Genomic DNA, 22851 nt, shown 5'->3' on the forward strand with positions numbered 1-22851 from the left:
ACGTTTCCCGAGCCCTGACGGCTCTTTCAGATGGCCAGCCCCCGCGCCAGCCTGCTTGTGCTGGTTGGCATCGGCGCCTGTGCGGCCACGGCAGTTGTGGCCAGGGAAATGGTGACCCCCCCAGGGGGCACGTCGCGCATCAGCGACAGCCCCAAGGAAGTGATCGACCAGACCTGGCAGATCGTTTTCCGCGATTACCTCGACATCAACGGCAAGTACAAGCCGGCCCAATGGCGCCAGATGCGGCGCGATGTGCTGGCCAAGAGCTACGGCAATCCCAAGGAGGCCTATGAGGCCATCCGCGGCATGCTCGGCAGCCTCGATGATCCCTACACCCGTTTTCTCGATCCGCGGGAATTCAAGGAGATGCAGATCGACACCTCCGGAGAGCTCTCCGGGGTGGGCATCCAGCTGAGTCTCGACAAGGACACCAAGAACCTGGTGGTGGTGTCCCCGATTGAGGGCTCGCCCGCCTCCCGGGCCGGTGTGCAGCCCAAGGACGTGATCGTGGCGATCGACGGCAAACCCACCAAGGGGATGAGCACCGAGGACGCGGTGAAGCTGATCCGCGGCCAGGCCGGCACCACGGTCACCCTCACCCTCAAGCGCAAGGCCCAGACCCTGGAGGTTCCCCTCACCCGGGAGCGCATTGAGCTGCATGCGGTCGAGCATCAGATCAACACCACGGGCGATGGCGTGAAGGTGGGCTACATCCGCCTCAAGCAGTTCAATGCCACGGCCACCAAGGACATGCGCCTGGCGGTGAAGGACCTGGAGGAGAAGGGCGTCCAGGGCTACGTGCTCGACCTGCGCAGCAACCCCGGCGGCCTGCTGATGGCCAGTGTGGAGATCGCCCGCCAGTGGCTCAACGAGGGCACGATCGTGTCCACCAAAACCCGCGATGGCATCCAGGACGTGAAGCGGGCCAACGGCCGGGCCCTCACCACCAAGCCCCTGGTGGTGCTGGTGAATGAAGGTTCGGCCAGCGCCAGCGAAATCCTCTCCGGTGCCCTGCAGGACAACCAGCGGGCGGTGTTGGTGGGCCAGAAGACCTTTGGCAAGGGTCTGGTGCAGTCGGTGCGAGGGCTCTCCGATGGCTCCGGCATGACCGTGACCATCGCCAAGTACCTCACCCCCAGCGGCCGGGATATTCACAAGCACGGCATCGACCCGGACGTGTCGGCGAAGATGACCGAGCTGGAGGCCCAGCGTCTCAAGCTGGAGGATCTCGGCACCAAGAAGGACAGCCAGTACCGGGTGGCGGAGTCCACCTTGGTGAAGCGGTTGCGCAGCGCCAACGGGGTGGACAAGGCCTACAACCCGGCCAGCGCCAACCTGCCGGCTGCCCTGGCCAAGCCCGCACCTGTGACGCGCTGAGTTTTCTTTGACTGCCCCCTCAGAGTCGATCTGGACGCACAAGCCCTGGTGGTGCCAGCCCTGGAGCATCGTGCTCACGGGGCTGATGGTGCCCTCGGCGAGTTGGCTGCTGCTGCAGCGCTGGTGGATCACCGCACCCCTCGCAGCCGGCGTCGGGGTGTGGTGGTGGCTGTTCCTGGTGCTGGTGCCGCGGGCCTACCAGAACGATCAGAGCAACGGCTGAGGGAAGGGGGCCGTCAGGCCACCGGCTGCATCAGGCCGCCACCGGGGCTGGAGTCGTCGTCGTCGTTGTTGTTTTCGCCATTGCCGCCCATCACGGCGTAGAGCCCCAGGGCCGCCATGCTGATCAGGGCTGAGATCCAGCCCGTTCCATCGAGCAGGCCGGAGCTCAGTTCAGTCAGTTCTCCCATGGAGGCGGCCGGCGTCGTTCTCAGGATTGTAACGAACTTTTGCGCGACTGGGTGCCCCTGGGTGGTCAGACCGCCAACACCTCTTCGTTGCGGGCCTTGAGCTGCTCGCGCCGCTGGGCTTCGGTGAGGCCGTCGGCGCCCGGGAGCTGCTCGGCCATCTGGTTGAGCCAGCCCATCAGTTCCTCCAACTGTTTGTCGGGCGCCAGCACCCCCAGGCCCCGGGCCAGCACCTTGGCGGTGCTCCCCGATCCCGCCTGATACACGAGCCGCCCGTGCAGGTGCTGGGGCAGGCCCTGGCGCAGCAGCCGGAAAGCGGGCTCCTCCATCGGCGTGTCCAGGGCGATGTTGGGCGGCTCCGGCTTGATGCGGGAGAAGCCGCAGCGCTTGGCCACCAATTTCAGCTCCATCAGCTGCAGCAGCGATTGCACCGGCGCGGGGATGGCGCCGTAGCGATCCACCCAGCCGGCGGCCAGCTCCACCAAGGATTCTTTGCTGGTGCAGTCGGCGGCAGCCCGGTAGGCGGCCATCTTCTCGTCGTTCTCGGTGATCCAGTCGCCGGGGATGAAGGCGGTGATCGGCAGGTCAATCTGGGTGTCGTCGACCGCCGGAATGTCCTGGCCCTGGATCTCGGCGAGGGATTCCTGCAGCATCTCCATGTAGAGGTCAAAGCCGATGGTTTCCATCTGGCCGCTCTGCTCCACCCCCAACAGGTTGCCCACGCCGCGGATCTCCATGTCGCGCATGGCCAGCTGGTAGCCGCTGCCCAGCTGGGCGAATTCCTGGATGGCCCGCAGCCGCTGGCGCGCCGCCTCACTCAGGGAGGCATCGCCCGGATAGAAGAGCCAGGCGTGGGCCTGGATGCCGCTGCGGCCCACCCGGCCCCGCAGTTGATAGAGCTGGGCCAGGCCGAATTTGTGGGCGTCCTCAATCAGGATCGTGTTCACTCGCGGGATGTCGAGGCCGCTCTCCACGATCGTGGTGCAGAGCATCAGGTCGGCCTCACCGGCGTTGAAGGCCACCATGGCGCTCTCCAGCTCGCCCTCGGCCATCTGGCCGTGGGCCACCAGCAGCCGCAGGCCCGGGATCATGGCCCGCAGTTGGGTCGCCACGTCCTCGATGCCCTCCACCCGGGGCACCACATAAAAAATCTGGCCGCCGCGATCGAGTTCCTGGCGGATGGCGCTGCGCACCGCTTCTTCATCGAGGGCGGCCAGGTGGGTTTTGATCGGCCGGCGCAGGGGCGGTGGCGTGGTGATCAGGCTCATTTCGCGCACACCCGAGAGGCTCATGTAAAGGGTGCGCGGGATCGGCGTGGCGCTCAGCGTCAGCACGTCCACGTCTTTTCTGAGGGCCTTGATCTTTTCCTTCTGGTTCACGCCGAAGCGCTGCTCCTCATCCACCACCAGCAGCCCCAGTTGCTTGAAGGTGGTGCTCTTGCCGAGCAGTTGGTGGGTGCCCACCACCACATCCACGGTGCCTGCGGCCAGCCCTTCCTGGATCACCTTGCGCTCGCCGGCGGTGCGGAAGCGGTTGAGCAGGCTCACCTTCAGCGGGTAGGGGGCGAAGCGTTCGGTGAGTGAGCGCCAGTGCTGCTGGGCCAGCACCGTGGTGGGGGCCAACATCGCCACCTGTTTGCCGGCGGTGACGGCCTTGAAAATGGCGCGGATCGCCACCTCGGTTTTGCCGAAGCCCACGTCGCCGCACACCAGCCGGTCCATCGGCTGGGGCTGCTCCATGTCGCGCTTCACATCGCTGATGGCCTTCAGCTGGTCGGGGGTGGGCTCGTAGGGGAAGGAGTCTTCGAGTTCGCTCTGCCAGGGGCCATCGGCGGGGAAGGCGAAGCCCGGGGCCTGGTGCCGCTCGGCGTAGAGCTTCACCAGATCCACCGCCACCTTGCGCACGGCCTTCTTGGCCCGCTCCTTGGCCTTGGCCCAGGCCGTGCCGCCCATGCGGTTGAGGTCGGGCGGGGTGTCGGTGCTGGCCCGGTAGCGGCCCAGGCTGCCCAGCTGGTCGGCCGCCACCCGCAGCAGGCCGTCGGCGTACTGCACCACCAGGTAGTCGCGCGATTCGCCGCTGATGGCCAGCTTCTCGAGCTTGAGAAACTTGCCGATGCCGTGGTTGCGGTGCACCACGAAGTCGCCCGGCTGCATCTTGCCCGGATCCACCGTGCGGCTGGCGGCCTTGCGGCGGCGGCGCACGTAGCCCGTGGCGGCCAGGGCGTGCTGGCCGAAGAATTCCCGATCGGTGATCAGCACCAGCTTCCAGGCCGGCAACTGCAGCCCTTCCAGTTCGGCGGTGCCGCGGGTTTTCAGGGCCACCGGGGTGCCCTGCTCCACCAGCCGCTCGATGGCGGGGAAGTCGGAGGGGTTGGGCACGAAGCGGGTGATGCAGTCGTGCTCCTCCAGCAGGGCCACCGCCCGGCTGGGCTGGGCCGAGAGCAGCCACACCGTGGCCCTCTCGGCCACAAAGCCCTTCACCAGGCCCGCCAACTTGCCGAAGGCGTTGGGGTAGGCCGGCACGGCGCGGGAGGCCAGATCGAAGCTGTTGGGGTGCTTGTCGGTTTCGTGCAGCTCCTCCAGGTCGAAGCCGGTGAAGGCGGAGGTCGGCTCCAGCGCCTCCGCCGGGGGGCGGTGCAGCAGGGGGGGCAGCAGCTCTGGGGCGCTGCTGGCATCCAGGCCCAGATCCTGCACCACGTCGGCGTAGTGGTCGCCGGCGTGGTCAAACCACTGCTGGCCGTGGGAGAGGCAGTGGCGCCGCCCATCGATGGCGATCAGGGTGTTGGGGGGCAGGTAGTCCAGCAGGGAGGCGGGCCGCTGCCAGGCCAGGCCCATCAGCCGTCGCATGCCCTCCGGGGTGCCCCCTTCGAGCAGCCGTTCAAGGGCTTCCGGGCTCAGCAGGCGCTCCAGTCCATCGGGCATCGAGTCGCGCAGGGCATCGGCCACCAGGGGGCCGTAGCCGCTGGGGGTGAGGCGTACCACCTCGATGGCATCGAGGGAGCGCTGGGAGGCGGGATCGAACTCCCGCAACTTCTCCAGCTCCTCGCCAAAAAACTCGAGCCGCACGGGCAGCTCGGCACTCACCGGAAACACGTCGACGATGTCGCCGCGCCGGCTCCAGCTGCCCTCCTGTTCGATCGTGGGCACCCGCTCGTAGCCAAGCCGGGTGAGGGTGGTGCCCAACGCTTCCAGATCGACGCACTCGCCCTTGCGCAGGCTGAGGCACTGGGCCTGCAGGGCGGCGGGCGGGGGCAGATGGGGTTGCAGGGCCCGCTCGGTGGCCACGATCGCCAGCCGGCGGGCGCCGGGTTGGGCCGGCAGATCGAGCAGCTCGCCCAGCACCTGCAGCTGCCCCCAGGTGATCTCACTGGTGGGGTCAAAGGGCTCGTAGGGGCTGCCCTCGCTGGTGGGGTACAGCTGGCAGCTGTCCCAGCCCATCAGCTCCAGCAGGGCCGCCCAGCGCCCGGCCTCCTCCAGGGTGGGCACGATCACCAACAACGGCGCCTGGCTGCTGCCCGCCAGGGCGCTGCTCACCAGGGCCCGCGCGGCCCGTCCCGCGCCGGAAAGCCGCAGCCGTTCGGGGCGCTCCAGGCGGGCCCGCACCTCCGCCGTCAGCGGCACCTGCTGCAGTTGGCGCACCAGGGCGGAGAGGGGCATGGGCGGTGCGGAGGGCAGGTGGCTCCGATCTTCGCAACTGGCCCCAGACTGAACTCGGTTGCTTGCCCTGTCTGGTCCGATCCCGCCGCCCGTCTCGCGCACCCCTGGTCCTGCTACTGGGGGGGCTGCTGCTGCTGCTGGGGGCCGGATGGGCCGCCTGGCCGCTGCGGCCCCCTGCAGGGGCGTCCTCCGTGTTGGCCAAGTCGGCTTCTCCGGCCGCCGGGCTCTCGCCAGCGGCGGAGGCGACCCTGCTGCAGCACTTGGCCGTTGCTGACCGGCAGTGGTTGCCCCGGGCCGAGATCCTGCCCAATGGCGCCACCCGGTACCACTACCGCCGCCGCCCCGGGGAGCCCAGGCTGTCGGTGGCCGAGCTGCGGGCCCTGATCGCCAACCCCCCCCGCTTCGGGGCGGAGCGCCTGGCGATCGGAGAGTTGTTAACCGTGCTCGCTGCCGCTGGGGTGCGCCTGGAATTGACCCAGCCACGCAAGACCGGGGCAGCGGGGGAGTGGGATCCGTCGGCCCGCACCCTGCGGATCCAGCCGAGGGTGGTGGGCAAGGGCAGCCTGGAGTTCGCCCGGGTGCTTAACCATGAGGCCATCCATGTGGCCCAGAGCTGCCGTAATCGGGGGCTGCGCTCCAGTCCTCGCCCCCTTGGTCTGTCCTCCCAGGTGCCGAGCCATCTCGCCGCCATCCTGGAGGAGCCGATCTACCGCACCGCGTCTGAACGTGTTCGGCAGCTCGAGCGGGAGGCCTATGCCAACCAGGAGCGTCTCGGGCTCGGGGCCCAGCTCGTGCGCCGCCACTGCTGAGGCGCGGCGCAGTTCTGTTCGAAACGCGTGATTAGGATCCAATCAAAATCTGGAGACCTGGGTGGATCCTGTTCAAGCTCAGACTCCCTACCTTCCTGTCGACCCCGACCCTGGCAGCCAGGGGATACCCACGATCGAGGCCCTGCAGAACAGCGATCGCCCCTTCGTGCTGGCCAATTCCCTTGGAGAGGTTGTGTCGATCAATGCAGCCTTTCAAGCCACCTACGGTTGGACGGAGGATCAACTGCGTGGTCAGTCACTGAGCTTGATTCTTCCGGGATCCTTTCAGATGTCCCACCAGCTGGGATTCTCCCGCTTCCAGGCCACGGAACAGTCCACGATTTTGGCCCATCCCCTGCGGCTCAAGACCGTGTGTGCCGACGGCACGGAGGTGGTGTCGGAGCATTTCATCCTCGGCGAGAAGCGAGAGACCGGCTGGGTGTTTGGAGCCACCCTCACCCCGCTGCCGGACTGTGTCGAAACCGATGCCTGATGACACGCTGATCCAGGAGCTGCGCCGCACCCTTGGCCGGCTGGATTCGGCCCTCGGCCAGATCAGTGAGGGACTGGTTCTGGTTGACGCGATCGGCCAGGTGTTGTGGACGAATGCCGCCTTCGATGGGCTGGTGGGGAAGTCGCGCCTGGAGATCCTCGGTGTGGATCTCCATCAGCTGCTGCCGCGCAACTTTGTTGATGAGCCGATTCTCACGATTGAACAGACCCGAGGAGGGCTTTTAAAAACAGGTTTTGTGACGGCCATTCTCTGTGAGGATCCGGTTTCCGCTCTCGAAATTGAATGGCGCCCCGTGGTGACCGAGGTGCCCAATCCCCTGATGTTTTGCTTCCGGGATGTGAGTGCCCGGATCTCCTTTGATGAGCTTCAGCAGAAGAGCCGGCAGACCGAAGAGAGATGGTTAAAGGCCAACCAGATGTATCTCGATCTGCAGTCGAAGCAGTTGGCCTTGGCCGCCAAGGTGATGAAGTGCCCGGTGACCGGGCTGCCGAACCGCCGGGGCCTGCGCTCCAAGATGGCGGCGGCCCTGCGCCACCTGCGTCGCACCCCCGGCAATGTCACCCTGTTGTTCTGTGATCTGAACCGCTTCAAGGAGGTCAATGACGTCTATGGCCACCAGGTGGGGGATGAACTGCTGATTGAGGTGGGCAAGCGCCTCCAGGCCACCCTCCGGCCGGAGGATGTGCTGGCCCGTCTTGGTGGCGATGAGTTTGTCGTGCTCAGCCCCGACATCCCCACGCCGATGGCGGCCGTGCAGGTGGCGGAACGCCTGCAGGCGGCCCTCGCGGTGCCCTGGAAGATCCAGGACTACGTGATCACGCCGAGCATGAGCATCGGCATCGCCTCCACGGATGATGCCGAGATGACGGTCGACGAACTGTTGCGTCGTGCTGACTTGGCCATGTATTCAGCCAAGGGCAACGCCGAGCGCTCGATCACCATCTTTGACCATGTCATTGATGAACAGGTCAAGCGGGGAATCCTGATCAAACGCCAGTTGCAGGATGCGATTGACAGTGACCTGTTGCGGGTGGACTTCCAGCCCATTGTCAACCTGGAAACCCGAGAGTCGGTGGGCTATGAAGCCCTGTCCCGGGTCCGGGATATTGAAGGTGGTTGGATTTCACCCGTCGACTTCATTCCCGTCGCTGAAAGCGTGGGCCTGATTGATCCCCTGGGGGATCTGGTGTTGCGGCGCTGCCTGGAGGTGTTGCGCCTGTTGGGGCATCCGAGCACTGATCAGGTGATCTCGATCAATGTCAGTCCCCTGCAGATCTGCCGGCAAGGCCTGGCAGCCCGGGTGATCCAACTGGCGGAGCGGGCCCAAGTGGAGTTCTCGGCCTTGGCGATCGAGGTCACGGAATCGGTACTGATTGATCGACCCATCGAGGCGATGCGGGAATTGGAGTCCCTCCGGGCGGTGGGCTGCCGGGTGTATCTCGATGATTTCGGCACGGGGTACTCGAGCATGTCCTGGTTGGCCCAGTTGCCCATTGATGCCATCAAGATCGATCGCAGTTTTGTCATGGGCCTGCTCACCGATCCCCGCCGCGCCCTTGTGGTGGCTTCGATGATTCGCCTCTCCAGGGATCTGGGTCTCGACGTGATTGCGGAAGGGGTGGAGCAGGAAGACCAGGCCCAGGCCCTGCTGGCGATGGGCTGTTGCAAGGCCCAGGGATTTCTGTTCGGTCGTCCCGCTCCGATTCCCGCCTCAGTGGAGGCTCGCGCGCTCTGAGCTGCTTCCCGCTTCGGCCCTGGCCAGCCACTCGCTCTCCAGCAGCATGTTGAATTGCAGGAGCTGGGTATCGCTGAGTTGCTGCCGGCTGGCCAGGCTGAAGTGCTGCTCGAGGAAGCTGCGCCCCTGGCCCGGATCCCACTGCAGCTGCTCCAGCAGTTGGTCGCATTGACGCAGCAGTTCCCGGCGGCGTAGGGGCGCCGGCGCGCTGGCGGGATCCTGGCCCGCTGCCAGCCCTTCCAGGGCCTGCAGGTAGGCCAGCAGATCGCCGTAGCTGGTGAGCCGGTTGCGGCTGGGATGGCCAAACACCCGCTCCAGGTAGGTGCCCTCCTGGGCCCGGTCCCAGCCCAGTCGTTGCAGCTGCAGGTCGAGCCGGGCCAGTTCGCTGCTCCAGTCCTCGGGATCGGCGGGGGGCTCCACCGTGTCCGGGGCCAGGCTCGGCAGTTGGGGGCTGGGCGGGGCGACGGGGTCCCCACTGGGCTTGGCGCTGGGTGGAGCGCTGGTTGGTGGATTGATGCTTGGGGAAGGGATGCTCGGGGAGGGAATGTTTGGGGCAGGGAGGGTTGGTGGATGGGGGCTTGGTGCCCTGATGGGCTCGGCTGCCCGAGCTGGCTTGGCCGGTGCATCCGGCAGGTGGCTTTGCAGCCGCTGGCGGGCCCGGTCTTCCGCCTCCTCGGCGGTGGGGCCCTCTCCCAGGGCGGCCTCGAGGATCCGCCCCCCGCGGCGGGCCCGCACCAGCACCACCCGGCTGCCAGTTTCGGCATGCACGAGCTCAACCTCCAGGTCGAGTTCCGACGTTCGGTTGGAGCTGTCCCCTGCCATGCCCACGTGCTGTTCCCCCAGGTCCCGGCCTGTTGAAGCTGACTTTCTAGACTGATGTCCATCCTGACCCGCTGCAGCCCGTGGAAGCGGAGTCGATCCAGTCCCTCACACCGCTGATTCGCCAGGCCGACCAGTGGCGGGAGGTGCTGTTGCTGCTGCCCCTGCTGGTGGCGCTCGAGGCCGTGCTTTCCGCCGATAACGCCATTGCCCTGGCGGCCATTGCCCGCGGTCTGGAGGACCCGGCCCGCCAGCGCCAGGCCCTCAACCTCGGATTGGCCCTGGCCCTGGTGTTTCGGCTCGGGCTGATCGTGGCGGCCCGGTGGGTGCTGAATTTCTGGCCCCTGCAGTTGGCGGCGGCGGGCTACCTGCTCTGGCTCTGTGGCCGCCATCTGGTGTTGGTGTGGTCCGAAGGCAACACGGACCCGGACGACCCGGCTGGAGCGCAGGCTGAGCCGGGCGGCCATGGGTCCCTGCACCATGCCGGCCTGGGCTCCATCGTGGTCACCCTGGCCCTCACCGACCTGGCCTTTTCGCTCGACAGCGTCGCGGCGGCAGTGGCGGTGAGCGATCGCCTGGGGCTGGTGATGGCCGGTGGGGTGATCGGGGTGATTGCCCTGCGTCTCACCGCCGAGCTGTTCATCCGCTGGCTGGAGGTATACCAGCACCTGGAAACGGCTGGCTATCTGGCGGTGGGCCTGGTGGGCATCCGCCTGCTGCTGCGGCTCGGCTTGCCCCAGGTGGTGCCGCCGGAATGGCTGCTGTTGCTGATGGTGGCGGCCCTGTTTGTCTGGGGATTTTCGGTGCGCTCGCCCCAGCTGGAGCCCCCCGCCGAGCCGTGAGGGTCGAGTTGCGCCAGATCGGCAGCGACCGCCTGCTGGAGGTGCTCGAGCTGGCCGAGGCTGGCGAGGTGCCCCATCCGGGCCGTTGGCTCGAGGCCGGCGGTCGCAGCTACCTGGTGTTGCAGCGCCGCCACCGCTACCAGCTACGCAACGGTCGCTATGAACTCGCCAGCGTGGCCCTGCAGGTGAAGGCCCAGCGCCAACCCGCCGATGCCCGCTGGTGGCAGAACCAGTGGGTGATCGGTGATCCCCGTTGCCGCTTCAACGCCCGCAGTCCGCTGCTGCGCTGTGCCGTGCTGCCGGATGGCCCCTGCGAGCGCTGCAGCCACTTCGCGGCCAACGGATCCCCGCCCCATGGCTGAGCCCCCGATCCGCTGGATTCAGGGGCAGCGGGTGGAGGGCCACGGCGTGGCCTCCGGCCGTGATCCCGGCTCCCCCTACCCGGCCGGCACCATCAGCCTGCAGAGCCCGCGCTTTGCCGAGCAGGGGCTGGATCTGTCGGATTGCTTTGCCGGCACCCTCAACCTCTCGTTGGCCCCCTTGGAGTTGCGCAGCGAGCACCCCGACCACTGCTTTGAGCGGCTGGCGTGGACCGACCGCCACCCGCCGGAGACCTTCCGCTTCTGGCGGGTGCTGGTGCGGCACGGGGACTGTGCCCCCCAGGCGGGCTGGATTTACCAGCCCGATCCCGATACCAAGCTGTGCCACGACCAGCCGGCAGCGGTGGTGGAGGTGCTGGCCCCTTTCCTGCCCGGACTGGAGCCCGGCGCCTCGATCAGCCTTGGGGTCGATCCCGAGCGCCTCTGGACCATCGATGGCGCCAGGCTGCGGGCCCGGTTGCTGGAGTTTTTCAAGTTTCGGGTGCTGGCCGCCCAGGACACCTTTTTTAGGGACTTCCGCGTTCCCCACAGCGGCGCCTTGGATCCATCCCAGCTGCGCGCCTGGCTGCAGACCGCCTGGCCCGAGGCCCTGGCGCTGTCGGATCGGGATCTGCGGCTCTGCTGTGAGCGGGCCTGGCAGCTCTACGGACCCTGACGGTGGATCGCGCGGTGCCCCCTAGGGTGGAGGATCCCGCAGCGCCAGCGATCCGTCAGTCCGCTCCCCGATCCGGCACCGCAACGGCCGTCGCCAGTCCCCAACCCGTGGCCGCCGATCCGCTGCCCAGCGTTGCCGTGGTCGACTTCCCATCCCTTGGGCTTGGCGAGCCGATCCTGAAGGCGGTGGCCGAGAAGGGCTACACCACCCCTTCGCCGATCCAGGGTCAGTGCATCCCGGCCGTGCTGGCCGGCCATGACGTGATGGCGGCGGCCCAGACCGGCACCGGCAAAACGGCGGGCTTCACCCTGCCGATGCTGGAGAAGTTGCGCCACGGCCCCCATGCCCGCGCCGGGGTGGTGCGGGCCCTGGTGCTCACCCCCACCCGCGAGTTGGCGGCCCAGGTGGGTGAGAGCGTGCGGGCCTACGGCCGCTATCTCGACCTGCGCAGCGATGTGGTGTTCGGTGGGGTGAAGGTCAACCCCCAGATCAGCCGCCTGCAACGGGGCACCGACGTGCTGGTGGCCACCCCGGGCCGCCTGATGGATCTCTACCAGCAGAAAGCGCTGCGGCTGGATCGGGTCGAGATCCTGGTGCTCGATGAGGCTGATCGGATGCTCGACATGGGCTTTATCCGCGACATCCAGAAAATCCTCGCCCTGCTGCCGCCCAAGCGCCAGAACCTGCTGTTCTCGGCCACCTTCTCCGGCGACATTCGCCGGCTGGCCACGGGGCTGCTGCACAACCCCGTGCAGCTCCAGGCCACCCCGGAAAACCGCACGGCACCCACGGTGGAGCACCTGCTCCATCCCTGTGACATGGACCGCAAGGGGGATCTGCTCAGCCATCTGATTCGCAGCAACGACTGGCAGCAGGTGCTGGTGTTTTCCCGCACCAAGCACGGCGCCAACCGCATGGCCGAGCGCCTCAGCCGCGAAGGCATGACGGCGGCGGCCATCCACGGCAACAAGAGCCAGGGGGCCCGCACCCGGGCCCTGGCCGATTTCAAGGCCGGCTCCCTGCGGGTGCTGGTGGCCACGGATCTGGCTGCCCGGGGCATCGACATTCACCAGCTGCCCCACGTGATCAACCTCGACCTGCCCAACCAGGCGGAGGATTACGTGCACCGGATCGGCCGCACCGGCCGTGCCGGCCACAACGGCCACGCCATTTCCCTGGTGGCAGCCGAAGAGAGTGAACTGCTGCGGGCCATTGAGCGCATGATCGGTACCCGTCTGCCCCGCCAGGAGGTGCCGGGCTTCGAGCCCAAGGTGCTTTCCGCTCCCCCCCTGGATCTCAGCGGGGGCCGCGGGCGCGGCGGCCGTAGTGGCGGTGGCCACGCTGGGGGCGTTCGCCGTGGGGGAGTCGAGGGGCGTCGCCCCCGCCGTCCCGGCGGTTCCGGCCGCTGAGCGAGGGTTCCCGCCAAGGCTGACCCTCAGGTTGCGCTGAACAGCAGCGGTCGACACATTGGCCTCGGGGGTTGTGGGCTCGAATGGCTTTGTTGGAGCCATTGCCATGCCCTACGAGCCCGGATCTCCGGAGTGCCGCGTGCTGATCGACTGCAAGGGGCAGATCGAGTCGATGCTGCTGGCCCTGGGCCGCATTGACAACAGCCAGCACATCCGTGATCAGCTGGTGTCCGTCCATAACCAGCTCGAAGGTCTGCATGCCCTGCACCGCAAGGCGTCGCTTCCGCCCGAGAGCCCGGCTGGGGCCTGAGCGCTCAGCCCGCTGGTGATCCGCTCACCACCAGCGGCTGCCGTGCCCTGTCGAGGGCCTGCCCCATCTCGAGACCGTGACAGGTCGCATAGGCGCTGGCCAGGGTCGCAACCCGGCGGCGTTGTTGGGGCTGTTGCTCGTGGCTGACCACGTATCGGCCTGAGGTTTCCCGGTAAATCAGGCAGCCGTTTCCGGTTTCACAGACGTAGGACAGCTCGTTCCCCATGGATCCAATGCGAACTCTTCCTCCTCTCTAGCCAGAGTCCGGGGGGCATCAAAGTGTGTGAGTCCTAACAACACAGAACGTAAGTTGGCCGTTACGAGCCGTCACCCAGGCGGTCGCCCGGCCTGGCCTCCAGCTGCTGGATCAGGCTCTGCCCCTGGGCCGCGGCCTTACCCTCCAGCTGGGCTTGCCGCAGCAGCAGGGGGCATCCGCCGCTAGCCAGCACCACGCCAACCCCGGGGACGATCGCCAGCACGCTGCCCGGCGGGGCGTCAGCGGGGGTGGTGCCCAGCAGGGTCCGGGCTTCCGCGCTCAGCCCCTCCGCCAGCCGGGCGACGAGGGGTTCGGTGGCCAGCAGCTTCAACCGTTTGCCCCGCCAGCTGGTGTGGGCCCCTGGATACAGCCCCATCACCCGCCTGTGGATCGCCAGGGCGGAGGCGCCCCAGTCGATCACGGCGTCCTCTTTGGTGAGCATGCGGGCGTAGCTCAGGCCCTCCTCTGCCTGGGGCCGCACCTGCAGCCGGCTGAGGCGCTCGGGTTCGGGGCCCGGTCCCGCGGCGGCGATGGCCGGAAGGGCCTCCACCAGCAGTTCGGCGCTGAGGTTGGCCAGGCGTTGGCCCAGCTGGTGGGCGTTCTCCAGCAGTCCGATGGCGATCGAGCGCTCCAGCAGCAACGGTCCGGTGTCGAGTCCTGCCTCCATGGCCATGATGCCCACGCCGGTCTCGGCATCCCCCTCCAGCAGGCACCACTGGATCGGCCCCGCCCCCCGCCAGCGGGGAAGCAGGGAGCCGTGGGCGTTCCAGCACCCCAGGGGGGGCTGCTGCAGCACCTCCGGGGGAAGGATCTGGCCAAAGGCCACCACCACATAGGCGTCGGCCCCCAGGGCGCCGAGCTGCTGCTGGCAGGCAGGCTCGCGCCGGATCCGCTCCGGGGTGAACACCGGGATCCCCAACTCCAGGGCCCGGGCCTTCACGGGGCTGGGCTGCAGCTCCTTGCCCCGGCCGCGGCGCCGATCCGGCTGGGTCACCACACCCACCAGGCTGTGGCCGGCGGCCACGAGGGCCTCCAGGCTGGGCACGGCGTAGGCCGGCGTTCCCCAGAACAGGATCTTCACAGGGGCCACATTCGGGCTAGGGGGTCACGCCTCGCCGGTGATGGAGAGGCCCTCCACCCACACGTAGGGGCAGAGGCCATCGGGGGTGATCTTGGCGTCGCCTTCAAAGCCCACAATCGCCTGCAGCACCGCACGGATGTCGCCGGCCACGGTGGCGGCCTCGATCGAGCGGCTGACGCCGTTCTGCACCAGCCAGCCGTCGAAGGGCAGGGAGAAGGATCCCTGGCTGGCCTTCACCCCGGCGTGCAGGGCCGAGAGGGAATCGATCACCACCAACGGCCCTGCGTGGCTGAAGCGGTTCAGCCCCTGTTGGCCGCCGTCGCTCCCCGGGGTGGCTCCGATTTCAAACCAGTCGGCCCCGACGGACACCTTGGCGCCCAGGCCGGCATGGCCGGTGGGGGCCACCCCGAAGGCGCGGGCCGTGGCCTCCGAGTGCAGAAAATTCCTGAGCACCCCTCCCTCCACCAGATCCAGGGGAGCGGTGGGGGTTCCCTCACCGTCGAAGGCCGAGGCCCCCACGTTGCCGGGGTGCAGGCCGTTGTCGCGGATGCTCAGGAACGGCACCGCCAGGTTGGATCCCAGCGAGTCGCGCTGGCTGAGGCTGACCCCATCGAGCACGGCCCGGGCATTGAACAGGCTGCTGAAGGCGCCGATCAGATCGAGGAAGGCCTCTGGGCTGAACACGCAGGTGTAGTGCCCGGTTTCGATCGGGGCGTAATCCAGGTGGGCAATGGTGCGCTCGGCCGCTTCCTCGATGCAGCCGGCGATGTCGAGGTCGGCGGTGCCGTAGCCCAGCCTTACGGCTCCGGCACTGCGGGGTTTGCGGCCGGTTTCCTCGGCGCGGGCATAGAGATAGATGCTGGCCGTCGTGAGCACCTGGTGGCGGCGGGCTCCGTCGCTGTTGAGGTAGAGCCGCTCGCTGCTGCGCTGGGCCAGGCCGTTGTAGGGCACGGTGCCGATGGCGGCATGGCGAGCCAGCAGGTCCCGTTCCGCCTGCTTGAGGGTGTCCAGCAGGGTGAGGATCGGCTGGGGTTCGTGCAGGGGTTGCTCGAGGCTGGCCAGGGGTGCCGTGGCCAGCGGGGAGAAGGCCGGGGTCTCCTCGGCATTGCCGAAGCTGCTGGCATCCCGGGCCCCGGCCAGGGCCCGGGCCAGCCCCCCATCGGAGAGATCCGAGGTGCTGGTGATGCCCACCAGGCCATCACCGTTCCACACCCGCACCGTGATGGCACTGCGCTGGGCCCCCTTCATCTGTTTGGCCTCCCCGCGATCCACCTGCACGGAGGTGTCGGTGCTGCAGGAGGCTCCCAGATCCCAGCGCTGGATGCCGGAGCTGCGGGCCAGCTGTTGGAGGCGCTCGCCCAGGGCCTCGGGGTTGAGCGTCGCCGGGGTCTGCTTGGTGGGTTGTGGGTTTGGGGTGGGGAGGCTGGCCATGGTCAACGGCCCCCCACGGTGATCGAATCCACCTTGATGTGGGGCTGGCCGACGGTGACAAAAATGCTGCCACTCACGGAGCCGCAGAAGCCTGCGGCTAGTTCCAGATCATTGGCACACATCGAGATGCGGGGCATCACTTCCTTGGCCTCGCCGATCAGGGTGGCCCCCTTCACCGGCTTGGTGAGCTGGCCGTTCTCGATCAGGTAGCCCTCCTCCACGGCGAAATTGAACTGGCCGGTGGGCCCCACACTGCCGCCGCCCATCGACTTGCAGTACAGGCCCTTGTCCACCGAGGCGATCAGGGCGTCTGGGGTGTGGGGGCCTGCGGCGATGAAGGTGTTGCGCATCCGGCTGGCGGCCGCAAAGGCATGGCTCTGGCGACGGCCGCTGCCGGTGCGTTCGTGGCCCGTGCGCCGTTGGCCGGCGCGGTCGCTGAGGAAGCGTTTGAGCACGCCGTTCTCGATCAATACCGTGCGCTGGGGTTCCATCCCCTCGTCGTCCATGGAGAGGGAGCCGAAGGCGCCGTCGGTGAGGCCCTCATCAATGGCAGTGACGGCCTCATGGGCAATCCGTTCGCCCACCTTGTCGGCGAAGGGGGTGGTGCCCCGCTCCACCTGGGTGGTTTCCAGCAGGTGGCCGCAGGCCTCGTGGAAGATCACACCGCCAAAGCGGTTGGCCAGCACCGCCGGCATCTGGCCGGCCTCCACGTAGTCGGCGTAGAGCATGGTGCCCACGCTGGCGCACACATCCTGGGCGGAGGCGTCCGCGTCCCACTGGCGCAGGTCATCGGGGCGGCCGGAGGTGCCATAGCGACGACCCAGGCCGGCGCGGTGCTCCCCATCGGCGGCCAACACATTCAGGCCCAGGGACTGGTGCAGGCGGATGTCCTGGGCGAAGGTGCCATCGCTGGCAGCCACCAGCACGCTCTGCCAGTCGCGCGCGTAGCTGGCGCGGCGGGCCTGGAGGTGGCGCCCGTGGTGGGCCAGCCGGGCGGTGCCCTCCAAAAGCTTGAGCGTGGCCTCTGTCAGGGAGGGACAGCCGTTGAGCCAATGGGCCTTGGCCCCGGCGAAGTCAGCCAGGGCCCCCAGGCCCTCGAAGCCCAGGGCGGGGGTGCTGGTGCGGGTCAGGCCGAGCATGCCCAGGGCCTGCTCGAGGGCCTGGAGCAGGCCGCGGTCGCTGAGGTCGTTGGTGCTGACAAACCCGTCCCGTTCGCCGCAGAACACCCGGATGCCAGCCCCCATGCCAAAGGCAGGGCTGACACTGGTGATGGTGTCCTGTTCCGCCAACACACCGATGTGGTCGGTGCGCTCCAGGAAGATCTCAACGAGGTCGGCCCCGGCTCCCCGCCCCGCTGCCAGCAGGCTGTCGAGGCGTGGCCGCCAGGTGTGATCGAAGCCATCGGCGATGGCGCCGACGGCGGGCATGGTGGCAACCAAGGGGAAGTAGCGAGAGGAAGGGGAGCGGTGCGGCTTCGATCAGCGCACCGCGATCAGCGCAAGGCAATCAACGCACCGAGGGCTGGAACTGCTCGCTGCGAATCGGGGCCATCAGGTAGAGCTTGGCCATCTCGGCCCCATTGGCGATCCAGTAGGGCAGTTTGCGCAGCACCTTCACAGGAGCGGGAGCGGAACTGGCGTCGGCCTCGCTGAGCTTCGCGTTGTTGCTCACCAGACGCTCCAGGCGAACGTAGAACTTCGGGTGCTCCACGTTCAGCACCACGGGGAACACCCGGGCGGAGGTTTCGTTGGTCTTGGCGATCACGACCTTGTCGTACTCGCGGGCATCGAGGCCCAGGGCTTCGTAGAACTCCTTGCGGGCCACGTCGCGCACGTACATCGTGGCGAACACGGCCAGCAGGAAGAACCGACACCAGAGGCGAGCGCTCAGGCCGCGCACCGTGTCGGGCTGGGCCTTCATCAGGGCGTCAAAGAAGTCGCCGTGGCGGTTTTCGTCCTGGCACCAGTTTTCGAAGAAATTGAAGATCGGGAAGATCTTGCTCTCGGGATGCTTTTCGAGATGGCGGTAAATGGCGATGTAGCGCCAGTAGCCGATCTTCTCGCTCAGGTAGGTGGCGTAGAAGATGAACTTTGGCTTGAAGAAGGTGTAGGCCTTGCTGGCCGTGAGGAAGCCCAGGTCGAGCTGCAGGCCGAAGTCGCCCATGGCCTTGTTGAGGAAGCCGGCGTGGCGGGCTTCATCGCGGGCCATGTGGGCAAAGCACTCAGCCAGCAGGGGATTTTTCTCCTTGATGCGCCGGCTCAACTCCTTGTAGAGCAGAAAACCTGAAAATTCGGAGGTGCAGCTCTGCTCAAGGAATTCGATGAAAACCTGGCGGGTTTCGGGATCGAGCTTCTCGGCCGCCCCCTCAAACTCCCCGTTGCGCACGAAGTGATGACGGTTGTAGTCCTTGCGGAATTCTTCGCAGATCGCCTCCAGCTCCACTTCGTTGGGCCGCAGATCCATCGCCGCCATGGCGTCGAAATCCGTGGTGTAGAACCGCGGGGTCAGGATCGTGTCCTTGACCGGATCCTTGGTCGCCGGTGCGTCCGGGGTGCCCGTGGCGGCAGTAGGGGGGGCTGCGGGAGTGGCGGTTGCGGCGGGAGGCACCATCGAGCGTTGCGGCTTAGGGCAGTCCCTGCATCGTAGAGGGACTCGCCCTCAGTTCGGGCCGAGCCACTTCTGCCCGTTCAGCCGCTGCACCAGCCGGGACACCAGCAGCGCCAGGCTCATTTTTTTCTCGTCGATCAAAAAAGATTCGAGCAGGCTGGGTTCGCTGCCCGCCTCCGCCACGGCCACGGTTTTGGCGGCATTGATGTCGGCTCCGGTGAAGCAGAGCCAGAAGCGGCGCTCTCCCGGCAGGGTGCCCTTGACCATCCAGCAGTCCGCACCCACGACCGGCATGGCCCCCTGCTCAAAGGAGAGCTCGGGGGCGGGGCCGCCGTAGCCCTGAATTTCCTTGGCCAGGGCTGGCATCAACAGCTGGGGCACGTAGCTGTCGAAGGGTTGATCTTCCGGGCTAGGCGGCTTGGCCTTGGCGGGTTTGGCTTCGCTCACCAGTGCAGGCCCCTTGCGGCATCTCGATCGATTTTACGCAGGTCAGACCTTGACCAGGGGCCGGTTTCACCAGTCGTCGTTGGCCGGGCTGTCCCAGCCCTCGCCCACGGCGGCCGCCTGGGTCACCACCGGTTCGGGCACGGGTGGGGCCTGGGAGGGGGGGCTTGCCGGCGGCTTCCCCTTGCGGATCACCCGGAATGGCACGGCCACGGTGGGGGCCGGATCGCCCGGCGGCCTGGGCGGTCCGGCGGTCGGGCCTGGGGCCGCTGGGGCGCTCTGCCGCGGTGGAGGGGTGCGATCGGCGGCCGCCTCCCAGGGTTCCGGGCCGTCCGCGTTCCAGGCCTGGCGAGGATCGCGGGCCGATCGACGCACCTGGCGGCGCAGGCTCCCTGGTGCCGTTCCCAGGGCCAGGGCGGCACCGGCGGCGCTCAGCCCGGCCCCACCCCCGGCGGCGAGGGCGATCCATGCGCCAATCGGCAGGGCAGGAGAGGTCCACACCAGCAGCCGCAGGGCGATGCCCGGCCTGGGGTTCAGGGCGCCCACCAGCAGCACCAGCACCAGCGGGGCGAGCAGGGGGAGCAGCAGCAGGCGTTGCAGCAGAACCAACGGACGGACTGGTGGGTAGGGGGGATCTAGAGCGACCGGGCGCCCGGGGATCCTGGCTGCTGGGGCGGCCCTTGCCAACGCCGCAGGTTGCCAAGCTCAAAGCCCAACACGTCAAAGACGCGGATCACCAGGAAATCCACCATGTCCTCGATGGTTTGGGGTTGGTGGTACCAGGCCGGCACCGGCGGGGCGATGCGGGCACCGGCCTCTGCCAGGGTGGTGAGGTTGCGCAGGTGCACCAGGTTCCAGGGTGTTTCCCGGGGGCAGATCACCAGGGGCCGTCCCTCCTTGAGGTGCACGTCGGCGGCCCGTTCCACCAGATCGAGAGCGACCCCCGAGGCGATGCGTCCCACCGTGCCCATCGAGGCGGGCAGGATCACCATGCCCTTGGTGCGGAAGCTGCCGCTGGCGATGCCGGCCGCCTGGTCATTCCAGCGGTGGCAGCGCAACTGGCCCGACTGGATGCCGGTGCGCTCCCGCCAGAACGCCTCTTGGGCCTGGGGTTCGGACGGCACCCGTAAACCCAGTTCGGCCTGCCACACCCCAATGGCGCCGCGGGAGGTCACCAGCTCCACCGCTTCGTCCGCCTCCAGCAGCAGCTGCAGGGCCCGTTGGGCCAGGGGCTGGGCGGAAGCGCCGGACACCGCCAGCACGACTGGAGCGGCTCCGGCCGCGGCACCCATCGCTCAGGCCTCGCTCAGCACGGGGATCGGTGCGAAGGGATCGGCCTCATCGGCCTCGCGGGGGTCGCGGTCCCGGGAGGGGTCCGCCTCGGAGGGGCCCTCTCCTTCGGGAAGAATCACGGCCAGGTCGATCTGATGGCGCAGGGCATCCACCTTCTGGATTTCCACGTCCACCTGGTCCCCCAACATGTAGGTGCGGCGGTTCTTGCGCCCCACCAGCCGGTTCTGGCGTGAGCGGTATTCGTACCAGTCGTCCTTCAGGGAGCTGACGTGCACCAGGCCCTCCACCTGGGAGGGGGGCACTTCCACGAAGAAGCCGTAGCTCTGCACTCCGCTGATCACCCCGGGCAGCACCTGGCCCACCAGGGGTTCGGCCTGGCGCGCCTGCACCATGGCGAGCAGGTCGCCTTGGAATTCGGCGAGGAAGCGCCGGCGTCCATTGAGGCGCTGCACCAGCCCATGGTCGAGAACCTCCTGGTAGGGGGTGAGTTGGCTGGGGGCCAGCAAGGGCCAGTCGATGGCGCCATGGCAGGCATCGGAGGCCAGATCGACGCTGGTTTTGTGGCGCACGCTCGGACGATCTTTCCCCTCGGTGAGCAGCACCACGAGCATCTGCTGGTTCCAGAGATCGGCGTAGTGCAGGGTTGGGCAGCACCAAGGGGCCAGGGCTGCCCCTTCCTCCGTCAGTCCGGCCAGGGCGTGGGGGCCGGGGCTGTCACTGAGCAGGATTGGTTTGAGGATGGCTTTCAGCTGCTGCTGGAGCGCCCGGCTGCGGTCGGTGCTGGCGAAGGCTGTGGCCAGCTCTGCCGCACTTGCGTTGCCCTCCTCGCTGAGTTCGAGGGGAATGTCGAGGGCCAGGGCGGCGCGGGCCACGTCGTTGAGATCGGCCGCATCCGCAGGGGCATTCGTGGCGTAAATCGCCGGCAGCGCCAGGGCGGCGAGGTGCTGCCCCAGGGCACGCTCGGCCACCAACACCGCTTCCCGCAGGATCGCCAGGGGATGGTGGCCTTCCAGGCTGACCATCCAGCCCTCCAGGGCCGCATCCGGACCTGGAACGGCCAGGTCGCCAAGGCTGGCAATGGCGGGCAGGGGCAGGTTGAGATCCAGGGAGCCCGAGGCCTGGCGCTGGTGCCGCAGCAACCCGGTGACGGCGATCAGCTGGTCCAACAGGGTCAGCTGATCCTTCAGGCCCTTCAGGGCCGGCGGCACCGTGCGGCTCTTGGGTTTGCGCTCGGCCAGGGCGGTCAGGGCGTCCAGGCCAGCGGCAGCCACGGGCTTGATTTGGCTGCGGCAGAAGCGGTAGTGCTCCAGCTGGCCCTCCGGGCCGATCTCCAGCGCCACAGAGAGGGCTGCCTGGGCCTCCCCCGTTTTGAAGGCTGCGGCTTTGGTGAGGGCGGGGCTCAGCAGGGAAAGCCATTCGTTCCCCACGCAGAAAGCGTCAGCTTGCTGACGCAGCCAGGTGTCGAGGGCGCTGCCGGGGCCATAGCGCTCGCTGATGGCCGGGGTGTGCACCCACAGGGTCCAGCCCCCGTCGCGTTCTTCCAGGCCGAGTCCCGGCAGGGACGGAGCGTCCTTTCCGGCCCAGGGTTCCAGCAGCAGGACCGGCTGGGCGGTGAGGTCGGTGCGTTCCTTGGCCGCGAGGGCCTTGAGGGTGGCGCGGGGGGGCTGGGGACGGGCGTGGAGGCGGTGCTTGGTCAGCAGCAGGTCGCGGTCGGCCGTTTCGCCGCCGTTCACCGGCAGGCTGCGGGCCACGTGGCCCTGGGGCGCGAATTGGCCCACGGGATAGCGGTCGACCAGCACCTCCACCACCGAGGCCTGCTCAGCCTGGAGATGGCTGGCATCGGAGGGGGGAAGTTCCACCGCCGTCAGGAGACGGTCGTCGAGAGGCGTGGCGATGAGGCGCTCCTCCTGCTGGTCCACCTGGGCCAGCAAGGAGGTGGTGTGGCGCTCGAGAATGCATTGCACCCCGCCTTCCGGTGAGCGGCGCCGCCCCCCTTCCCGGGTCACCTTCACCAGCACCCGGTCGCCATTCCAGGCGTGGTTGAGCTGGTGGTCCCGGATGTAGATGTCTTCGCCGCCGTCTTCGCGCAGGGCAAAGCAAAAGCCCTTGCTGGAGCAGCGCAGGCGCGCCGGAATCAGCTCCGGATCCTGTCGCCTGGCGATGCCGGCTTCGGTCACCTCCAGCACGCCAAGTTTTCCCAAACCCTCAAGGCCGATCTGCAGTTGCTGCTTCTCGGCTTTCTGGGTCAGGCCAAGGGCCTTTTCCAGCTTCGGCAGGGGCAGGGCTTCAACGGCGGGAAGCTGGTCGAGCAGGTCGGCGACCGTGAACTTCATCGGTGGGGAGGCTGGTGGGCGGTGGGCCACCGTGGTCAGCCCCGGGGGGCGTGGCGGTTGGCGCGGTGAGGAAGCCCGCGAGCCGGGCTTTGGGCTTGGGAGGCCGGGGATGGCGGACTGGGCTCGGAGCGATGCCCACGGCCACCAAGGCCTTACCAGATGGATATTAGTCCGCTGACGACCCCTCGTCTGCTGTGGCGTTGGCGGTCTCGCTGGTGCTCGAGCGCTGAATCAGGCGCAGGCCGATCACCAGGAAGCCCACGGAAGCTGCCAGCTGCAAAGCATTGGTGGGGATGACGGCCGAGAGCGATCCACCGGCGGCCGCCCCCAGCAGGCTGGCCAGCACCAGGGCGACGGAACTTCCGGCGAACACCGCCCCAGGGCGGGTGGAGGTGCCACTGATGGTCACGATGGCCAGCTGGGTTTTGTCCCCCAGCTCCGCCAGAAACACCGTGGCAAAGGTGGAGGCCAACAGGGCAATGGGCATGGGGCT

Annotated in this window: 23 protein-coding genes; 10 read left to right on the forward strand and 13 right to left on the reverse strand. The window is 67.9% G+C overall.

What is annotated here, in order from left to right:
• The first annotated feature begins 30 nt into the window (after window positions 1-30).
• Window positions 31-1377 (forward strand): S41 family peptidase, encoded by a 1347-nt coding sequence (locus H6G16_RS05630; protein WP_190389338.1) that lies wholly within the window; start codon window positions 31-33, stop codon window positions 1375-1377.
• 7 nt (window positions 1378-1384) lie between these two features.
• On the forward strand, window positions 1385-1600 hold the full coding sequence (locus H6G16_RS05635) for a DUF6737 family protein (RefSeq protein ID WP_190389339.1): 216 nt from the start codon (window positions 1385-1387) through the stop codon (window positions 1598-1600).
• 13 nt (window positions 1601-1613) lie between these two features.
• On the opposite strand, the gene H6G16_RS05640 is transcribed toward H6G16_RS05635, so the two are convergent.
• Together H6G16_RS05640 and mfd are read right to left on the reverse strand one after the other, a co-directional pair.
• Entirely contained in the window at window positions 1614-1787 is a 174-nt protein-coding gene (locus tag H6G16_RS05640; protein ID WP_190389340.1) for a hypothetical protein, read from the reverse strand.
• A 65-nt stretch (window positions 1788-1852) separates the two neighbouring features.
• Window positions 1853-5440 carry a transcription-repair coupling factor gene (mfd, locus tag H6G16_RS05645; RefSeq protein ID WP_190389341.1) on the reverse strand — a complete coding sequence of 1196 codons (3588 nt, stop codon included), beginning with the start codon at window positions 5438-5440 and terminating at the stop codon, window positions 1853-1855.
• A gap of 62 nt (window positions 5441-5502) precedes the next feature.
• Between mfd and H6G16_RS05650 the strand changes: the two genes are divergently transcribed.
• The 3 genes from H6G16_RS05650 (at window position 5503) to H6G16_RS05660 (ending at window position 8498) form a co-directional block, all read left to right on the forward strand.
• Window positions 5503-6249, forward strand: a complete 747-nt coding sequence (locus H6G16_RS05650) for a hypothetical protein (RefSeq protein ID WP_190389342.1) — start codon at window positions 5503-5505, stop codon at window positions 6247-6249.
• A gap of 61 nt (window positions 6250-6310) precedes the next feature.
• Entirely contained in the window at window positions 6311-6742 is a 432-nt protein-coding gene (locus H6G16_RS05655) for a PAS domain S-box protein (RefSeq protein ID WP_347238804.1), read from the forward strand.
• The gene (locus H6G16_RS05660; RefSeq protein ID WP_190389343.1) at window positions 6735-8498 is read left to right on the forward strand and encodes a sensor domain-containing phosphodiesterase; all 1764 of its coding nucleotides are present in this window, start codon (window positions 6735-6737) and stop codon (window positions 8496-8498) included. The genes H6G16_RS05655 and H6G16_RS05660 overlap by 8 nt, the downstream gene beginning before the upstream one ends.
• Here the strand turns inward: H6G16_RS05660 and H6G16_RS05665 are convergent.
• Entirely contained in the window at window positions 8475-9320 is an 846-nt protein-coding gene (locus H6G16_RS05665) for a hypothetical protein (RefSeq protein WP_190389727.1), read from the reverse strand. The genes H6G16_RS05660 and H6G16_RS05665 overlap by 24 nt on opposite strands.
• Before the next feature lie 80 nt (window positions 9321-9400).
• Between H6G16_RS05665 and H6G16_RS05670 the strand changes: the two genes are divergently transcribed.
• From H6G16_RS05670 to H6G16_RS05690, 5 genes are all read left to right on the forward strand, one after another.
• Window positions 9401-10159, forward strand: coding sequence for a hypothetical protein (locus H6G16_RS05670; protein WP_190389344.1), 759 nt, complete (start codon window positions 9401-9403; stop codon window positions 10157-10159).
• Window positions 10156-10521, forward strand: coding sequence for a DUF6464 family protein (locus tag H6G16_RS05675; protein ID WP_190389345.1), 366 nt, complete (start codon window positions 10156-10158; stop codon window positions 10519-10521). Before H6G16_RS05670 ends, H6G16_RS05675 begins: the two co-directional genes overlap by 4 nt.
• Entirely contained in the window at window positions 10514-11194 is a 681-nt protein-coding gene (locus H6G16_RS05680; protein ID WP_190389346.1) for a hypothetical protein, read from the forward strand. Before H6G16_RS05675 ends, H6G16_RS05680 begins: the two co-directional genes overlap by 8 nt.
• Window positions 11195-11331: 137 nt before the next feature.
• Window positions 11332-12603: a DEAD/DEAH box helicase gene (locus H6G16_RS05685; protein ID WP_190389728.1), complete on the forward strand. Its 1272-nt coding sequence runs from the start codon at window positions 11332-11334 to the stop codon at window positions 12601-12603.
• A 106-nt stretch (window positions 12604-12709) separates the two neighbouring features.
• Entirely contained in the window at window positions 12710-12913 is a 204-nt protein-coding gene (locus H6G16_RS05690; RefSeq protein ID WP_190389347.1) for a hypothetical protein, read from the forward strand.
• A gap of 4 nt (window positions 12914-12917) precedes the next feature.
• Here H6G16_RS05690 and H6G16_RS05695 read toward each other — a convergent pair whose 3' ends face one another.
• From H6G16_RS05695 to H6G16_RS05740, 10 genes are all read right to left on the reverse strand, one after another.
• Window positions 12918-13139, reverse strand: a complete 222-nt coding sequence (locus tag H6G16_RS05695) for a hypothetical protein (RefSeq protein ID WP_190389348.1) — start codon at window positions 13137-13139, stop codon at window positions 12918-12920.
• A 91-nt stretch (window positions 13140-13230) separates the two neighbouring features.
• The gene (gene fmt, locus H6G16_RS05700) at window positions 13231-14250 is read right to left on the reverse strand and encodes a methionyl-tRNA formyltransferase (protein WP_190389729.1); all 1020 of its coding nucleotides are present in this window, start codon (window positions 14248-14250) and stop codon (window positions 13231-13233) included.
• A gap of 24 nt (window positions 14251-14274) precedes the next feature.
• On the reverse strand, window positions 14275-15681 hold the full coding sequence (locus H6G16_RS05705; RefSeq protein WP_190389349.1) for a TldD/PmbA family protein: 1407 nt from the start codon (window positions 15679-15681) through the stop codon (window positions 14275-14277).
• 2 nt (window positions 15682-15683) lie between these two features.
• Window positions 15684-17108, reverse strand: coding sequence for a TldD/PmbA family protein (locus tag H6G16_RS05710; RefSeq protein WP_190389350.1), 1425 nt, complete (start codon window positions 17106-17108; stop codon window positions 15684-15686).
• Window positions 17109-17187: 79 nt separating this feature from the next.
• Entirely contained in the window at window positions 17188-18291 is a 1104-nt protein-coding gene (gene acsF, locus H6G16_RS05715) for a magnesium-protoporphyrin IX monomethyl ester (oxidative) cyclase (protein ID WP_190389351.1), read from the reverse strand.
• Window positions 18292-18339: 48 nt separating this feature from the next.
• Window positions 18340-18735 (reverse strand): DUF2996 domain-containing protein, encoded by a 396-nt coding sequence (locus tag H6G16_RS05720; protein WP_190389352.1) that lies wholly within the window; start codon window positions 18733-18735, stop codon window positions 18340-18342.
• Between the two features lie 66 nt (window positions 18736-18801).
• Window positions 18802-19341, reverse strand: coding sequence for a hypothetical protein (locus tag H6G16_RS05725; protein WP_190389353.1), 540 nt, complete (start codon window positions 19339-19341; stop codon window positions 18802-18804).
• A gap of 26 nt (window positions 19342-19367) precedes the next feature.
• Window positions 19368-20024, reverse strand: a complete 657-nt coding sequence (locus H6G16_RS05730; protein WP_190389354.1) for a flavin prenyltransferase UbiX — start codon at window positions 20022-20024, stop codon at window positions 19368-19370.
• Window positions 20025-20027: 3 nt separating this feature from the next.
• Entirely contained in the window at window positions 20028-22358 is a 2331-nt protein-coding gene (locus tag H6G16_RS05735; protein WP_190389355.1) for an RNB domain-containing ribonuclease, read from the reverse strand.
• Window positions 22359-22524: 166 nt separating this feature from the next.
• Window positions 22525-22845 carry a TMEM165/GDT1 family protein gene (locus tag H6G16_RS05740; RefSeq protein WP_190389356.1) on the reverse strand — a complete coding sequence of 107 codons (321 nt, stop codon included), beginning with the start codon at window positions 22843-22845 and terminating at the stop codon, window positions 22525-22527.
• Window positions 22846-22851: the final 6 nt, after the last annotated feature.

The sequence above is a fragment of the Cyanobium sp. FACHB-13342 genome (assembly GCF_014697415.1).
Classification (GTDB): Bacteria; Cyanobacteriota; Cyanobacteriia; order PCC-6307; family Cyanobiaceae; genus Cyanobium_A.

Bases quoted from the DNA above. Each gene is read 5' to 3' on its own strand.
- acsF (WP_190389351.1), bottom strand. From the start codon at position 18,291: ATGGTGCCTCCCGCCGCAACCGCCACTCCCGCAGCCCCCCCTACTGCC.
- H6G16_RS05680 (WP_190389346.1), top strand. From the start codon at position 10,514: ATGGCTGAGCCCCCGATCCGCTGGATTCAGGGGCAGCGGGTGGAGGGC.
- H6G16_RS05630 (WP_190389338.1), top strand. From the start codon at position 31: ATGGCCAGCCCCCGCGCCAGCCTGCTTGTGCTGGTTGGCATCGGCGCC.
- H6G16_RS05660 (WP_190389343.1), top strand. From the start codon at position 6,735: ATGCCTGATGACACGCTGATCCAGGAGCTGCGCCGCACCCTTGGCCGG.
- H6G16_RS05640 (WP_190389340.1), bottom strand. From the start codon at position 1,787: ATGGGAGAACTGACTGAACTGAGCTCCGGCCTGCTCGATGGAACGGGC.
- H6G16_RS05710 (WP_190389350.1), bottom strand. From the start codon at position 17,108: ATGCCCGCCGTCGGCGCCATCGCCGATGGCTTCGATCACACCTGGCGG.
- H6G16_RS05740 (WP_190389356.1), bottom strand. From the start codon at position 22,845: ATGCCCATTGCCCTGTTGGCCTCCACCTTTGCCACGGTGTTTCTGGCG.
- H6G16_RS05695 (WP_190389348.1), bottom strand. From the start codon at position 13,139: ATGGGGAACGAGCTGTCCTACGTCTGTGAAACCGGAAACGGCTGCCTG.
- H6G16_RS05690 (WP_190389347.1), top strand. From the start codon at position 12,710: ATGCCCTACGAGCCCGGATCTCCGGAGTGCCGCGTGCTGATCGACTGC.
- mfd (WP_190389341.1), bottom strand. From the start codon at position 5,440: ATGCCCCTCTCCGCCCTGGTGCGCCAACTGCAGCAGGTGCCGCTGACG.
- H6G16_RS05730 (WP_190389354.1), bottom strand. From the start codon at position 20,024: ATGGGTGCCGCGGCCGGAGCCGCTCCAGTCGTGCTGGCGGTGTCCGGC.
- H6G16_RS05665 (WP_190389727.1), bottom strand. From the start codon at position 9,320: ATGGCAGGGGACAGCTCCAACCGAACGTCGGAACTCGACCTGGAGGTT.
- H6G16_RS05705 (WP_190389349.1), bottom strand. From the start codon at position 15,681: ATGGCCAGCCTCCCCACCCCAAACCCACAACCCACCAAGCAGACCCCG.
- H6G16_RS05735 (WP_190389355.1), bottom strand. From the start codon at position 22,358: ATGAAGTTCACGGTCGCCGACCTGCTCGACCAGCTTCCCGCCGTTGAA.